The sequence below is a fragment of the Streptomyces sp. NPDC058741 genome (assembly GCF_042746715.1).
GTDB lineage: Bacteria > Actinomycetota > Actinomycetes > Streptomycetales > Streptomycetaceae > Streptomyces.
Genome location: NZ_JBHYQH010000006.1, coordinates 25,264 through 40,171, shown reverse-complemented (window position 1 = coordinate 40,171; position 14,908 = coordinate 25,264). Strand labels below are relative to the sequence as shown.

The 14,908-nt window shown below is 75.0% G+C and carries 11 protein-coding genes; all 11 read left to right on the top strand.

Features of this window, described 5'->3' with window-relative positions:
- The first annotated feature begins 6 nt into the window (after positions 1 to 6).
- Positions 7 to 2,919, top strand: coding sequence for an FAD-binding and (Fe-S)-binding domain-containing protein (locus ACFW6P_RS06840; protein WP_386423093.1), 2,913 nt, complete (start codon positions 7 to 9; stop codon positions 2,917 to 2,919).
- A gap of 143 nt (positions 2,920 to 3,062) precedes the next feature.
- Positions 3,063 to 3,335 carry a hypothetical protein gene (locus tag ACFW6P_RS06835; protein WP_386423091.1) on the top strand — a complete coding sequence of 91 codons (273 nt, stop codon included), beginning with the start codon at positions 3,063 to 3,065 and terminating at the stop codon, positions 3,333 to 3,335.
- A 120-nt stretch (positions 3,336 to 3,455) separates the two neighbouring features.
- The gene (locus tag ACFW6P_RS06830; RefSeq protein ID WP_386347062.1) at positions 3,456 to 4,592 is read left to right on the top strand and encodes a lipid II:glycine glycyltransferase FemX; all 1,137 of its coding nucleotides are present in this window, start codon (positions 3,456 to 3,458) and stop codon (positions 4,590 to 4,592) included.
- 170 nt (positions 4,593 to 4,762) lie between these two features.
- Positions 4,763 to 5,722 (top strand): DMT family transporter, encoded by a 960-nt coding sequence (locus ACFW6P_RS06825; protein ID WP_386347060.1) that lies wholly within the window; start codon positions 4,763 to 4,765, stop codon positions 5,720 to 5,722.
- Between the two features lie 156 nt (positions 5,723 to 5,878).
- Entirely contained in the window at positions 5,879 to 6,673 is a 795-nt protein-coding gene (locus ACFW6P_RS06820) for a TIGR03084 family metal-binding protein (RefSeq protein ID WP_386423089.1), read from the top strand.
- Positions 6,670 to 8,343 carry an acyclic terpene utilization AtuA family protein gene (locus tag ACFW6P_RS06815; protein ID WP_386347056.1) on the top strand — a complete coding sequence of 558 codons (1,674 nt, stop codon included), beginning with the start codon at positions 6,670 to 6,672 and terminating at the stop codon, positions 8,341 to 8,343. The genes ACFW6P_RS06820 and ACFW6P_RS06815 overlap by 4 nt, the downstream gene beginning before the upstream one ends.
- On the top strand, positions 8,340 to 9,938 hold the full coding sequence (locus ACFW6P_RS06810) for an acyl-CoA carboxylase subunit beta (protein ID WP_386347054.1): 1,599 nt from the start codon (positions 8,340 to 8,342) through the stop codon (positions 9,936 to 9,938). Before ACFW6P_RS06815 ends, ACFW6P_RS06810 begins: the two co-directional genes overlap by 4 nt.
- Positions 9,939 to 9,948: 10 nt before the next feature.
- Positions 9,949 to 11,886 carry an acetyl/propionyl/methylcrotonyl-CoA carboxylase subunit alpha gene (locus tag ACFW6P_RS06805; RefSeq protein ID WP_386423087.1) on the top strand — a complete coding sequence of 646 codons (1,938 nt, stop codon included), beginning with the start codon at positions 9,949 to 9,951 and terminating at the stop codon, positions 11,884 to 11,886.
- Positions 11,855 to 12,982, top strand: a complete 1,128-nt coding sequence (locus tag ACFW6P_RS06800; protein ID WP_386347050.1) for an acyl-CoA dehydrogenase family protein — start codon at positions 11,855 to 11,857, stop codon at positions 12,980 to 12,982. The genes ACFW6P_RS06805 and ACFW6P_RS06800 overlap by 32 nt, the downstream gene beginning before the upstream one ends.
- Before the next feature lie 29 nt (positions 12,983 to 13,011).
- Positions 13,012 to 14,580, top strand: coding sequence for a 4-coumarate--CoA ligase family protein (locus ACFW6P_RS06795; protein ID WP_386347048.1), 1,569 nt, complete (start codon positions 13,012 to 13,014; stop codon positions 14,578 to 14,580).
- The coding region (locus ACFW6P_RS06790; RefSeq protein ID WP_386423085.1) for an enoyl-CoA hydratase-related protein at positions 14,577 to 14,908 on the top strand (332 nt) is incomplete at its 3' end. The genes ACFW6P_RS06795 and ACFW6P_RS06790, both read left to right, overlap by 4 nt.

Genomic DNA, 14,908 nt, shown 5'->3' with positions numbered 1-14,908 from the left:
GGACGCATGACGGATTTCGGGGATCTGCCCGCCCTGGAGGCGGAGCTGCGCCGGGTGGTCCGGGGCGAGGTGGGTTTCGGCACCACCTCGCGGGCGCTCGTCACCATGGACGCCTCCAACTACCGGCGGGTGCCGCTGGGGGTGGTCGCGCCGCGTGACGCCGACGACGTGTCGGCCGTGCTGGAGGTGTGCCGGGAGCGGGGCGTCCCGGTCGTGCCGAGGGGCGGCGGGACGTCGATAGCCGGGCAGGCGACGGGCACCGGCGTGGTGCTGGACTTCACCCGGCACATGAACCGGCTGGTGTCCCTCGACCCCGGGGCGCGCACCGCCGCCGTCCAGCCCGGCCTCGTCCTGGACCGCCTCCAGGACGCCGCCGCCCCGCACGGGCTCCGCTTCGGCCCCGACCCCTCCACGCACAGCCGCTGCACCCTCGGCGGCATGATCGGCAACAACGCGTGCGGCTCGCACTCGGTGGCCTGGGGCACGACCGCCGACAACGTGCGCGCGCTGGACGTCCTCACCGCGCGCGGGCAGCGGCTGCGGCTCGGCCGGGACTGGGCCGGGGCCCCCGACGGGCTGCGGGCGCTGGCCGAGGGCGAACTGGCCCGGCTGCGCACCGGCTTCCCGGAGCTGCCCCGCCGTATCTCCGGCTACGCGCTGGACGCCCTGCTGCCGGAGCGGGGCGCCGACGTGGCCCGCTCCTTCTGCGGCTCGGAGGGCACGCTCGGCGTGCTGACGGAGGCGGTCGTCCGCCTGGTCGAGGCGCCCCGCGCGCGTGCCCTGGCCGTGCTCGGCTACGCCGGCGAGAGCGCCGCCGCGGAGGCCGCCGCCGGGCTGCTGCCGTTCGGACCGCTGACGGTGGAGGGCATGGCGGCGGACCTGGTGCCGTCGGGGGCCGCGCTGCCCCGGGGCGGCGCCTGGCTGTTCGTGGAGACCGGCGGGGAGACGGCCGGAGAGGCACGCGCGCGGGCGGAGGCGATCGTGCGGGCGGCCGACGTCGTCGACGCGCTCGTGGTCACCGACCCGGCCGGGCAGCGGGCGCTGTGGCGGATCCGGGAGGACGCGAGCGGTACGGCGACCCGGACGCCGGACGGGCGGGAGGCCTGGCCCGGATGGGAGGACTGCGCGGTGCCGCCGGCCCGGCTGGGCGCGTACCTGAGGGAGTTCCGCGCGCTGCTGTCGGCCCACGGGCTGCGCGGCACGCCCTACGGCCACTTCGGGGACGGCTGCATCCACGTCCGCATCGACTTCGACCTGCTCACCGAGGCCGGCGTCGCCCGCTTCCGCCGCTTCTCGCAGGAACTGGCGGAACTGGTGGTGGCGCACGGCGGCTCCCTGTCCGGGGAGCACGGGGACGGGCAGGCGCGCGCGGAGCTGCTGCCCACGATGTACGGCCCGGAGACGGTGGCCCTGTTCGAGCGGGTGAAGGGGGTGTGGGACCCCGACGACCTGCTCAACCCCGGGATGCTGGTGCGCCCCGCGCCGCTCGACACCGGCCTGCGCTTCGCCGTCCTGCCCCGCGAGCCCGTCGACGTCGCCTTCGGCTACCCGGCCGACGGCGGCGACTTCGCGGCGGCGGTCCGCCGCTGCGTCGGCGTCGCCAAGTGCCGTACGGCGTCGGTGTCCGGCTCCGCCGTCATGTGCCCGTCCTTCCGGGCGACCGGCGCCGAGGAGCACTCCACGCGCGGCCGGGCCCGGCTGCTGCACGAGATGCTCGCCGGGGAGGTGGTGACGGACGGCTGGCGCTCGCCCGAGGTGCGGGACGCGCTGGACCTGTGCCTGTCCTGCAAGGGCTGCCGCTCGGACTGCCCGGTCGGGGTCGACATGGCCACGTACAAGGCGGAGTTCCTCCACCACCACTACGCCGGGCGGCTCAGGCCCGCCGCGCACTACGCGATGGGCCGGCTCCCGGTGTGGCTGCGCGCGGTGTCCCGCACGCGCACGGCCGTGGTGGTCAACGCCCTCGCCCGGACACGGCCCTTCGCCGCCGTCGCCAAGCGGCTGGGCGGGATCGCGCCGGAGCGGGGCATCCCGCCGGTGGCCCCGCTGCCCTTCAGCCGGTGGTGGGAGCGGCGGCGGACGGCCGACGGGGACGGACACGGCGGCGACCTGGTCGTGCTGTGGCCCGACACCTTCACCGAGCACCTCTCGCCCTCCGTGGGGCAGGCCGCCGTGAAGGTGCTGGAGGCGGCCGGGCTGCGGGTGGCGCTGCCGCCGACCGTGCACCTGCAAAGGCCGCCGGTGGGCGACGGCAGGACGGTCGCCCTCGACCCGCTGTCCCTGCTGCGGGGCCGGGGCCGCGTGTGCTGCGGGCTCACCTACGTCTCGACCGGCCAGCTCGACCGCGCCCGGACCGTGATGCGCCGCACGCTCGACCTGATGGAACCGGTGCTGGAGACCGCCGCCCCGGTCGTCGTGCTGGAGCCCAGCTGCGCCGCCGCCCTGCGCACGGACGTCCCCGAGCTGCTGCCCGACGACCCGCGCGCGGCCCGGCTCGCCGCGAAGGTCCTCACCTTCGCGCAGACTCTGGAGCGCCACGCCCCCGGCTGGACACCGCCGCGCGTGGACCGCCCGGCGGCCGGCCAGACCCACTGCCACCAGCACGCGGTGCTGGGCGACGCCGCCGACCGCAGGCTGCGCGGAGCCGCCGGGCTCTCCGGCGAACTGAGCGGCGGCTGCTGCGGTCTCGCGGGGAACTTCGGTTTCGAGAAGGGCCACTACGAGGTGTCCGCCGCCTGCGCGGAGGAACAGCTCCTGCCGTCGGTCCGCGACGCCCCCGACGGCACGGTGGTCCTGGCGGACGGCTACTCGTGCCGCACGCAGCTGGAGCAGCTCGCGGGTGTGACGGGACGGCACGTGGCGGAAGTGCTGGCGCGGGCCTTGGAGGAGGCGGGGCGCGAGGGGGCGGACGGGCCATGACGAGCCGGCACGCCGGCCTCGACCGCCCCTGGGCCGACGGCCCGCCGGCAGGCCGTTCCGTCGTTCTGCCGTTGTCGTGTTTTTCGGCCCCGTGCACGATGAGCCTGGTCGTCGTTCCGTCGTTCCGTCGTTCTGCCGTTGTCGTGTCCTTCGGCCCCGTGCACGACCAGCCCGGCCGTCGTTCCGCCCTACGGCACTCCGGCGCCCACCGCCTGCCCGACCGCGGTATGCCCGCGCCGACCACCCACGGCCCGGCCGACTCCCCGCCCTCGCCCGGCCCGTACGTCTGGCTGGACGTGCCCCTCGACGCCGGTCGCGCCGCGTTGGAGCGGCTGCCGGCCGAGGGCGTCGGGGCGGGTCGGCCTTCGGGAGCCTGCCTGTCCGGGGCCCACCCGGTCCGTGCGGCAGGCGCGTGAGGCGTTCGGGCCACGCCGGGTGTGGGCCCGAGTGTCTGAGCCGGAACGGGACCGGGCCGCTCCTACGCTCGCGGGACCAGCCACAGCCCGTCCAGGGCCGACGCCCCGAGGAGCCCGCGCATGAGCGTCCGCGTCCAGCCGATCACCCGTGACGAGCACCTGGCGTTCGTCTCGGCCCGCCCCTCCGCCAGCCACACCCAGACCCCCGCCTGGGCCGGGGTGAAGCCCGACTGGGAGGCGGAGAGCCTCGGCTGGTTCGACCGGGGCGGGCGGCTCGTCGGCGCGGGACTCGCACTGCTGCGCCCCCTGCCCGGACCGCGGCTGCCCGGGCTGCCTCGCTACCTCGCGTACCTGCCCGAGGGGCCGCTCCTCGACTGGCACGAGCCCGGACTGGACGGTCTGCTGGAGCCGATGCTCGCCCACCTCGCCAAGCGCGGTGCCTTCGCGGTGCGGATGGGCCCGCCGGTCGTGGTGCGCCGCTGGAGCGCGGAGGCCGTCAAGGCGGCGATCGCGGACCCGGCCGCCCGGCGGCTGCGCGACGTCCGGGCGACGTCGTACGACCCGCGCTCCGGCCGGGTCGCGGACACCCTGCGCCGGATGGGCTGGCGGCAGACCGGGCCCGGCGGCGCGGACGGCTTCGCCGCGGGACAGCCCCGGTACGTCTTCCGGGTGCCGCTCGCCGGACGCTCGCTGGAGGACATCCACAACGGCCTCAACCAGCAGTGGCGGCGCAACATCAAGAAGGCGGAGAAGGCCGGCGTGAAGGTCGTCCGCGGCGACCTCTCGGACCTGCCGGCCTTCCACGAGCTGTACTGCGAGACGGCCGAGCGGGACCGTTTCGTCCCCCGCCCGCTGCCCTACTTCCAGCGCATGTGGACCGCGCTCACCGCCGAGCACCCGGACCGCATGCGGCTCTACCTCGCCCACCACGACGGCGAGGTGCTGGCCGCGGCCACGATGCTGACCGTCGGCGACCACGTCTGGTACTCCTACGGCGCCTCCACCGCCCGCCGCCGCGAGGTCCAGGCGAGCAGCGCCGTGCAGTGGCGCATGATGTCCGACGCCCACGCCCTCGGTGCCGCCGTCTACGACCTGCGCGGCATCACCGACACCCTGGACGAGTCCAGCCATCTGCTGGGACTGCTCCGCTTCAAGGCGGGCACCGGAGGCGAGGCCGTCGAGTACCTCGGGGAGTGGGACCACCCGCTGAACCGGCTGCTGTACCGGGCGTTCCGCTTCTCCCTGTCCCGCCGCTGAGGGATGCGCGGGACCGGCCGGGCGTCTCAGGGAACAAGACAGTGGTAAAAGGGGTTCACGCACCTGACCGAGTCCACTACCCTGGACGATGCAGTGCAGCTTGATGTACGTGGAGTGCGTTCGGCTGTACCCGCAGCCCTCAGTCAGCGCCGACGAGCACAGGACCGCCCGTGACCACCCCCGACAGCGTGACCACCCCCGCCCCCGCGACGACCGCCGCCTCCGGGCCGGCGACCGGCCCGGGCCGTCTGGGCTCCCTCGGGCCCGTGGGCCTGGTGCTCGCGGGCGGGATCTCGGTGCAGTTCGGCGGCGCTCTGGCGGTGACGCTGATGCCGAGGGCCGGTGCCCTCGGCGTGGTGGCGCTGCGGCTGCTGGTCGCGGCGGTCGTCCTGCTGCTGGTGTGCCGGCCGCGGCTGCGCGGCCACTCGCGCACCGACTGGGGCACGGTCGTCGCCTTCGGCGTCACCATGGCCGCCATGAACGGCCTCTTCTACCAGGCCGTCGCCCGCATCCCCCTCGGCCCCGCGGTCACCCTGGAGGTCCTCGGACCGCTCGCCCTGTCGGTGCTCGCCTCCCGCCGCGCGGTCAACCTCGTCTGGGCGGCCCTCGCCCTGGCCGGCGTCTTCCTGCTCGGCGGCGGGGGCTTCGGCGGACTCGACCCCACCGGGACGGCCTTCGCCCTCGGTGCCGGAGCCATGTGGGCGGCCTACATCGTCTTCAGTGCGCGCACCGGCCGCCGCTTCCCCCAGGCGGACGGGCTGGCCCTGGCGATGGCGGTGGGCGCGGTGCTGTTCCTGCCCCTGGGTATCGCCGAGTCGGGCGCGAAGCTGCTCGACCCGGTGACGCTCGGCCTGGGTGCGGCGGTGGCGCTGCTCTCCTCGGTCCTGCCGTACACCCTCGAACTCCTCGCCCTGCGCCGGCTGCCCGCCTCCACCTTCGCGATCCTCATGAGCCTGGAACCGGCCATCGCCGCGACGGCGGGCTTCCTGGTCCTCGGCCAGGCCCTCAGCCCCCTGGAGGCCGCGGCGATCGCGCTGGTCATCGCCGCGAGCATGGGCGCGGTGCGGACGCAGGTCGGGCCGGGCCGGAGGAAGCGGGCGGCGCTGGAGAGCACGGCCCTGGAGGGCTGAACCCCACCGGCGCGCGCCGCCGCGGGCGCCCTTCCGGCCATCTCCGGAAAACCATGCAAGCATGCTTGATTGTTTCTGGCCCCGCTGCCATGCTCCTCAGCACGCCGCACCGCGGCTGCCCGCCGCGCACACCGCCGTGCCCCGAGGGGAGCGCCCGTGTCCGATCCGACGCCGGTGATCGACGACCTGCACGAGGAGAGCGAGGAACTCGACCGCCTGGTGGCCGGGGCGGACGCCCCGCGCTGGGCGCTCGCCACCCCCGCGCCCGGCTGGACCGTGGCCCACCAGATCGCCCACCTCGCCTGGACCGACCGCTCGGCCCTGCTCGCCGTCACCGACGCCGACGGCTTCCGGGCGCTGGTCGAGCAGGCCCTCGCCGCGCCGGACTCCTTCGTCGACGACGGTGCCGAGGAGGACGCCGGGCTCCCGCCCGCCGACCTGCTCGCACGGTGGCGCGAGGGCCGTACGGCACTGGAGAAGGCCCTGCGGTCCGCCCCGCCCGGGGCGCGGTTCCCCTGGTACGGACCGCCCATGTCGGCCGCCTCCATGACGACGGCCCGGCTGATGGAGACCTGGGCGCACGGGCAGGACGTCGCCGACACCCTGGGTGTGGTGCGCCCACCCACCGACCGACTGCGGCATGTGGCCTGGCTCGGGGTGCGGACCCGGGACTTCGCCTACGGCGTGCACGGGCTGACCCCGCCCGCCGAGCCCTTCCGCGTCGAACTCCGCGCCCCCTCCGGCGACCTGTGGGCGTACGGTCCCGAGGGCGCCCCGCAGCGCGTCACCGGCCCCGCGCTCGACTTCTGCCTCCTGGTCACCCACCGCGCCCACCGCGCCGACCTCGCCCTGCGGGCCGACGGCCCCGACGCCGACCGCTGGCTGGACATCGCCCAGGCGTTCGCGGGTCTGCCGGGCCGGGGGCGCCGGCCGAAGGGGGAGCGGGCGTGAGCTTGCGCATCGGCAACGCCTCGGGCTTCTACGGCGACCGCTTCGACGCCATGCGCGAGATGCTCACCGGCGGCGGGCTCGACGTCCTCACCGGCGACTACCTCGCCGAGCTGACCATGCTCATCCTCGGCCGGGACCGGCTGAAGGACCCCGCCGCCGGATACGCCCGCACCTTCCTGCGGCAGCTGGAGGAGTGCCTCGGGCTCGCCCACGAACGGGGCGTGCGGATCGTCGCCAACGCGGGCGGTCTCAACCCGGCCGGACTCGCCGGCGCCGTACGGGAGCTGACCGGCCGGCTCGGCGTCCCGGTGCGGGTCGCACACGTGGAGGGCGATGACCTCACCTCCGCCCACCCCGGCGCCCTCGCGGCCCACGCCTACCTCGGCGGCTTCGGCATCGCGGCCTGCCTGCGCGAGGGCGCGGACGTCGTCGTCACCGGGCGGGTCACGGACGCCGCCCTGGTCACCGGGCCGGCCGCCGCCCACTTCGGCTGGCAGCCCGGCGACCACGACCGGCTCGCGGGCGCCGTCGTCGCCGGGCACGTGCTGGAGTGCGGGGCGCAGGCCACCGGCGGCAACTACGCCTTCTTCCGCGACGGCGACGTGCGCCGCCCCGGCTTCCCGCTCGCCGAGCTCGACGAGGACGGCGGCTGCGTCGTCACCAAGCACCCCGGCACCGGCGGCTTCGTCGACGTCGGCACGGTCACCGCGCAGCTGCTGTACGAGACGGCGGGCGCCCGGTACGCCGGCCCGGACGTCACGGCCCGGCTGGACACCGTACGGCTGCGCCAGGAGGGGCCCGACCGGGTCCGTATCGAGGGTGTGCGCGGCGAGGCGCCCCCGCCCACCCTCAAGGTCGGGCTCAGCACGCTCGGCGGCTTCCGCAACGAGGTCGTCTTCGTGCTCACCGGCCTCGACGTCGAGGCCAAGGCCGCCCTGGTGCGGGAGCAGATGGAGCCCGCCCTCGGCAAGGCCGCCGACGTCCGCTGGGAGCTGGCCCGCACCGACCGTCCCGACGCGGGCACCGAGGAGACCGCGAGCGCCCTGCTGCGGCTCGTCGTACGGGACCCGGACCAGCGGGCCGTCGGGCGGGCCCTGAGCGGGGCCGCCGTGGAGCTGGCGCTGGCGAGCTACCCCGGCTTCCATGTGCTGGCGCCACCGGGGAAGGGCGCGCCCTATGGGGTGTTCGAGGACGTGTACGTCCCCCAGGTGTCCGTCGACCATGTGGCCGTCCTCCATGACGGACGCCGGGTGACGGTGCCGCCGCCCCACGGCACCCTGGCGCTCGCCGCCGTCCCGGAGCACGAGACGCCCCTGCCGGAGCCGCTGCCGCCCGGCCCCACCCGGCGGGCCCCGCTCGGCCTCGTCGCGGGCGCCCGCAGCGGCGACAAGGGCGGCGACGCCAACGTCGGCGTCTGGGCGCGCACCCACGACACCTGGCGCTGGCTCGCGCACGAGCTGACCGTCGACCGCTTCCGCGAGCTGCTCCCCGAGACCGGCCCGCTGAAGGTCACCCGGCACCCGCTGCCGAACCTGCGCGCCCTGAACTTCGTCGTCGAGGGGATCCTCGGCCGGGGCGTCGCCGCCCAGCACCGCTTCGACCCGCAGGCCAAGGCCCTCGGCGAATGGCTGCGCTCCCGCCACCTGGAGATACCGGAGGCCCTGCTGTGACCGTCCTGACCTCCGCACTCGACCCCCACGGCCCCGAGCACCGCGCCCACCGCGAGGCGATGCTCGCCAAGCTCGCCGCACTCGACGCCGAGCACGCCAAGGCCCTCGCGGGCGGCGGCGAGAAGTACGTCCAGCGGCACCGGGGGCGCGGCAAGCTCCTCGCCCGCGAGCGCATCGAGCTGCTCCTCGACCCCGACACGCCCTTCCTCGAACTGTCCCCGCTGGCCGCCTGGGGGAGCGACTACACCGTCGGCGCGTCCCTGGTCACCGGCATCGGCGTCGTCGAGGGCGTGGAGTGCCTGATCACCGCCAACGACCCGACCGTGCGCGGCGGAGCCAGCAACCCCTGGTCGCTGAAGAAGGCCCTGCGCGCCAACGACATCGCGCTCGCCAACCGGCTGCCCTGCATCAGCCTGGTGGAGTCCGGCGGCGCCGACCTGCCGTCGCAGAAGGAGATCTTCATCCCCGGCGGCGCGATCTTCCGGGACCTCACCCGGCTGTCCGCCGCCGGCATCCCGACCCTCGCGGTCGTCTTCGGCAACTCCACCGCGGGCGGCGCCTACGTCCCCGGCATGTCCGACCACGTGATCATGGTCAAGGAGCGGGCGAAGGTGTTCCTCGGCGGCCCGCCGCTGGTGAAGATGGCCACCGGCGAGGAGAGCGACGACGAGTCCCTGGGCGGCGCCGAGATGCACGCGCGCGTGTCGGGCCTCGCCGACTCCTTCGCCGTCGACGAGCACGACGCGCTCCGCCAGGCCCGGCGCGTGGTCGCCCGCCTCAACCACCGCAAGGCGTACGGCGATCCGGGCCCGGCCGAGCCGCCCGAGTACGACGCCGAGGACCTCCTCGGCATCGTCCCCGGCGACCTCAGGAGCCCCTTCGACCCGCGCGAGGTCGTCGCCCGGATCGTCGACGCCTCCGACTTCGACGAGTTCAAGCCGCTGTACGGCACCAGCCTGGTCACCGGCTGGGCCGCCCTGCACGGCTACCCGGTCGGCGTCCTCGCCAACGCCCGCGGGGTGCTGTTCAGCGAGGAGTCCCAGAAGGCCGCCCAGTTCATCCAGCTCGCCAACCAGCGCGACATCCCGCTGCTGTTCCTGCACAACACCACCGGCTACATGGTCGGCAGGGAGTACGAGCAGGGCGGCATCATCAAGCACGGCGCGATGATGATCAACGCCGTCAGCAACTCCAAGGTCCCCCACCTCTCCGTCCTCATGGGGGCCTCGTACGGCGCCGGACACTACGGCATGTGCGGCCGCGCCTACGACCCGCGCTTCCTGTTCGCCTGGCCCAGCGCCAAGTCGGCCGTCATGGGCCCGCAGCAGCTCGCGGGCGTGCTGTCGATCGTCGCCCGCCAGTCCGCCGCCGCCAAGGGACAGCCCTACGACGACGAGGCGGACGCCGCGCTGCGCGCCGTGGTGGAGCAGCAGATCGAGTCCGAGTCGCTGCCGATGTTCCTGTCCGGGCGGCTCTACGACGACGGCGTCATCGACCCGCGCGACACCCGCACCGTCCTCGGCCTGTGCCTGTCCGCGATCCACACCGCCCCCTACCGGGGCGCGCGCGGCGGCTTCGGCGTCTTCCGGATGTGAGGAACCTCCCGTGATCACTTCTGTGCTCGTCGCCAACCGGGGCGAGATCGCCTGCCGTGTCTTCCGCACCTGCCGCGAGATGGGCCTCCGCACGGTCGCCGTCCACTCGGACGCCGACGAGGGCGCCCTGCACACGCGCCTGGCCGACGCGAGCGTACGGCTCCCCGGGGAGGCGCCCGCGGACACCTACCTGCGCGGCGACCTGATCGTGAAGGCCGCCGTCGCCGCCGGAGCGGACGCCGTGCACCCCGGCTACGGCTTCCTCTCCGAGAACGCCGACCTCGCCCGGGCCGTCCTGGACGCCGGCCTGGTGTGGATCGGCCCACCCCCGGCCGCCGTCGAGGCCATGGCGTCCAAGACCCGCGCCAAGCAGCTCATGGGCATCGAGCCCCTCACCGAGGTCACCGAGGCGGACCTGCCCGTGCTGGTGAAGGCGGCGGCGGGCGGCGGCGGCCGCGGCATGCGCGTCGTACGCCGCCTCGCGGACCTGGACGCCGAACTGGCCGCCGCCCGCGCCGAGGCCGCGAGCGCCTTCGGCGACGGGGAGGTCTTCGTCGAGCCGTACGTGGAGGACGGCCGCCACGTCGAGGTGCAGGTCCTCGCCGACACCCACGGCACGGTCTGGGCGCTCGGCACCCGCGACTGCTCCCTGCAGCGCCGCCACCAGAAGGTCGTCGAGGAGGCCCCGGCCCCCGGGCTGTCCGGGGAACTCGACGCCGAGGTGCGCGCCCTGGCCGTACGGGCCGCCCGGGCCGTCGACTACGTCGGGGCCGGCACGGTCGAGTTCCTCGTCGCCGGCGGCAGGGCCCACTTCCTGGAGATGAACACCCGCCTCCAGGTCGAACACCCGGTGACCGAGGCGGTGTTCGGCGTCGACCTGGTGGCGGAGCAGATCCGCGTCGCCGAGGGACACCCCCTCGCCCCCGAGCCGCCCGCCGCGCACGGCCACGCCGTGGAGGCCCGCCTCTACGCCGAGGACCCCGCCCGCGACTGGGCCCCGCAGACCGGCCGCCTGCACCGCCTCGCGTTCCCGGAGGGCGTCCGCCTGGACACCGGCTACACCGACGGCGACACCATCGGCGTCCACTACGACCCGATGATCGCCAAGGTCGTGGCCCACGCCCCCACCCGCCCGGAGGCCCTGCGCAAGCTCGCCTCCGCCCTGGAACGGGCCCGGATCCACGGCCCCGTCACCAACCGCGACCTGCTCGTCCGCTCCCTGCGCCACCCGGAGTTCACGGCCGCCCGCATGAACACCGGGTTCTACGACCGCCACCTCGCGGAGCTGACCGGGCCGGACCCCGACCCGCTCGCGCCCCTGGCCGCCGCCCTGGCCGACGCCCGCGCCCGCTCGCGCCCCGGCTTCGGCGGCTGGCGCAACGTCCCCTCCCAGCCGCAGACCAAGCGCTACCTGATGGCGGGCGAGGAGCACGAGGCCCGCTACCGGCACACCCGGCAGGGCCCGGAGGCGGACGGGGTGCGGGTGGTGCACGCCGACGCGGGGCTCGTGATCCTCGAAGCGGACGGCGTCCAGCGCCGGTTCGAGGTCTCCCGCCACGACGACCGGGTGTACGTCAACACCACCGCCCTCACGGCCCTGCCCCGCTTCCCCGACCCCGCCGCGCAGCACGCCCCCGGATCCCTCCTGGCCCCGATGCCGGGCACGGTCGTCCGCGTCGCCGACGGCCTCACGGCCGGGACACCGGTCGAGGCCGGCGAACCCCTCCTGTGGCTGGAGGCGATGAAGATGCAGCACACGATCACGGCCCCGGTCACGGGAACGCTGACCGAGCTGTGCGTGACACCGGGCCGGCAGGTGGAGCCGGGCGCTCTCCTGGCGGTGGTCACGGAGCCCCTTGAGGGGCACGGGGAACCGCGCGAGCAACCACCCACGGCCCGCACCCGAAAGGACACCGATGGACACGGAAGAGCACAAGGCACTGCGTGAAGCCGTCGCCGCACTGGGCAGACGCCACGGCGGCGCGGGCGACACCGACCACCTCTGGTCCGAGGCGGGCAAGCTCGGCTACCTGGGCGTCAACCTGCCCGAGGCGTACGGCGGCGGAGGCGGCGGCATCTCCGAACTGTCCGTCGTCCTCGAAGAACTCGGCGCCGCGGGCTGCCCCCTCCTCATGCTGGTGGTGTCACCGGCCATCTGCGGCACCGTGATAGCCCGCTTCGGCACCGACGGCCAGAAGCGGGAGTGGCTCGCCGGCCTGTCCGACGGCACCCGCCGGATGGCCTTCGGCCTCACCGAACCCGACGCGGGCTCCAACAGTCACCGGATCACCACCACGGCCCGCCGCGACCCGGACACCGGCGGCTGGATCCTCACCGGCCGCAAGGTCTACATCTCCGGCGTGGACATCGCGGACGCCACCCTCGTCGTCGGCCGCACCGAGGACGCCCGCACCGGCCGCCTCAAGCCCTGCCTGTTCATCGTCCCGCGCGACACACCCGGCTTCACCCGCAGTGCCATCGACATGGAACTCCACGCCGCGGAGCAGCAGTTCGAGCTGGTCCTGGACGACGTACGGCTGCCCGCCGACGCCCTCGTCGGCGACGAGGACGCCGGGCTCCTGCAGCTCTTCGCCGGCCTCAACCCCGAACGCATCATGACCGCCGCCTTCGCCATCGGCCTGGGCCGCCACGCCCTCGGCAAGGCCGTCGGCTACGCCCGCGAACGCACCGTCTGGAACGCCCCCATCGGCTCCCACCAGGCCATCGCCCACCCCCTCGCCCAGGCCCACATCGAGCTGGAACTGGCGCGCCTGATGATGCAGAAGGCCGCCGCGCTCTACGACGCGGGCGACGACACGGGCGCCGGCGAGGCCGCCAACATGGCAAAGTACGCCGCCGCGGAGGCCTGCGTGAAGGCCGTCGACCAGGCCGTGCACACCCTCGGCGGCAACGGCCTCACCCGCGAGTACGGCCTCGCCCGGCTGATCACGTCCGCGCGCGTGTCCCGGATCGCCCCGGTCAGCCGGGAGATGATCCTCAACTACGTCTCCCACCAGAGCCTGGGCCTGCCCAAGTCGTACTGAGACGGCACGCGCCGCGAGGAGGAACCGCCATGTTCCGCAGCGAGTACGCGGACGTCCCGCCCGTCGACCTTCCCATCCACGACGCCGTCCTGGCCCGGGCCGCCGAGTTCGGCGGCGTCCCGGCGCTCGTCGACGGCACCGACGGCACCACCCTCTCGTACGAGGAGGTGGACCGGTTCCACCGGCGGGTCGCCGCCGCCCTCGCCGAGGCCGGTGTCCGCAAGGGCGACGTCCTCGCCCTGCACAGCCCCAACACCATCGCCTTCCCGCCCGCGTTCTACGCCGCCACCCGCGCGGGTGCCACCGTCACCACCGCGCACCCCCTCGCCACCGCCGAGGAGTTCGCCAGGCAGCTGAAGGACTGCGCGGCCCGCTGGATCGTCACCGTCTCACCCCTGCTCGGCACCGCCCTGCGCGCCGCCGAACTCGCGGGCGGCATACGGGAGGTCTTCGTCTGCGACAGCGCGAGCGGCCACCGCTCCCTGATCGACATGCTCGCCACCCCCGCCCCCGAGCCGCGGGTCGCGATCGACCCCGCCCACGACGTCGCCGCCCTGCCCTACTCCTCCGGGACCACCGGCACCCCCAAGGGCGTGATGCTCACCCACCGGCAGATCGCCACCAACCTCGCCCAGCTCCACCCGGCGGTCCCCGCGGGCCCCGGAGAACGCGTCCTCGCGGTGCTGCCGTTCTTCCACATCTACGGTCTCACCGCCCTGATGAACGCGCCCCTGCGGCAGGGCGCCACCGTCGTCGTCCTGCCCCGCTTCGACCTGGAGCAGTTCCTCGTGGCCGTCCAGAACCACCGCATCACCGCGCTGTACGTCGCCCCGCCGATCGTGCTCGCCCTGGCCAAGCACCCGGTCGTCGCGCGGTACGACCTGTCGTCCCTGAAGTACATGATCAGCGCCGCCGCACCCCTGGACGCCCGCCTCGCCGCCGCCTGCTCCGAGCGCCTCGGCCTGCCGCCCGTCGGCCAGGCCTACGGCATGACGGAACTCTCGCCCGGCACCCACGTCGTGCCCCTGGACGCCATGCGCGACGCCCCGCCCGGCACCGTCGGCAGACTCGTCGCCGGCACCGAGATGCGCATCGTCTCCCTCGACGACCCCGGCAAGGACCTGCCCGCCGGGGAATCCGGCGAGATCCTCATCCGCGGACCCCAGGTCATGAAGGGCTACCTCGGCCGCCCCGACGCCACCGCCGCGATGATCGACGGCGACGGCTGGCTGCACACCGGCGACGTCGGCCATGTCGACGGCGACGGCTGGCTGTTCGTCGTCGACCGCGTCAAGGAGCTCATCAAGTACAAGGGCTTCCAGGTCGCCCCCGCCGAACTGGAGGCACTCCTGCTCACCCACCCCGGCATCGCCGACGCCGCCGTCATCGGCACCTACGACGCCGACGGCAACGAGGTCCCGCACGCCCACGTCGTCCGCCGGCCGTCCGCCACCGGCCTGTCCGCGACGGAGGTCATGAGGTACGTCGCCGAACGGGTGGCCCCCTACAAGCGCGTCCGCCACGTCACCTTCGTGGACGGCGTCCCGCGCGCGGCCTCCGGCAAGATCCTCCGCCGACAGCTCAGGGAGAGCGCATGACCCTCGTGGCCCGCACGCGCGCGCGTGCCGTCGAAACGCTGACGCTCGCCTCACCGGCGACCCGCAACGCCCTGTCGGCGGCCCTCGTCGCCGAACTGGCCGACGCGCTCGCCGACGCCGGCGAGGACACCGGCGTCCGCGCGGTCGTCCTCACCCACACCGGGAACACGTTCAGCGCGGGCGCCGACCTCAGGGACCCGCCGGAGCCCGGCGCCCTGGTCGCCCTGCTCCGGCAGATCGTCGCACTGCCCCGACCGGTCGTGGCCCGCGTCACGGCCCACCTGACCGCGCTCGCGGCCCGGCTGTTCGGCTCCCCGCAGGCACGCGA

Coding starts and splice junctions, on each gene's coding strand:
- ACFW6P_RS06840 (WP_386423093.1), top strand. CDS start 7: ATGACGGATTTCGGGGATCTGCCCGCCCTGGAGGCGGAGCTGCGCCGG.
- ACFW6P_RS06795 (WP_386347048.1), top strand. CDS start 13,012: ATGTTCCGCAGCGAGTACGCGGACGTCCCGCCCGTCGACCTTCCCATC.
- ACFW6P_RS06800 (WP_386347050.1), top strand. CDS start 11,855: ATGGACACGGAAGAGCACAAGGCACTGCGTGAAGCCGTCGCCGCACTG.
- ACFW6P_RS06830 (WP_386347062.1), top strand. CDS start 3,456: ATGAGCGTCCGCGTCCAGCCGATCACCCGTGACGAGCACCTGGCGTTC.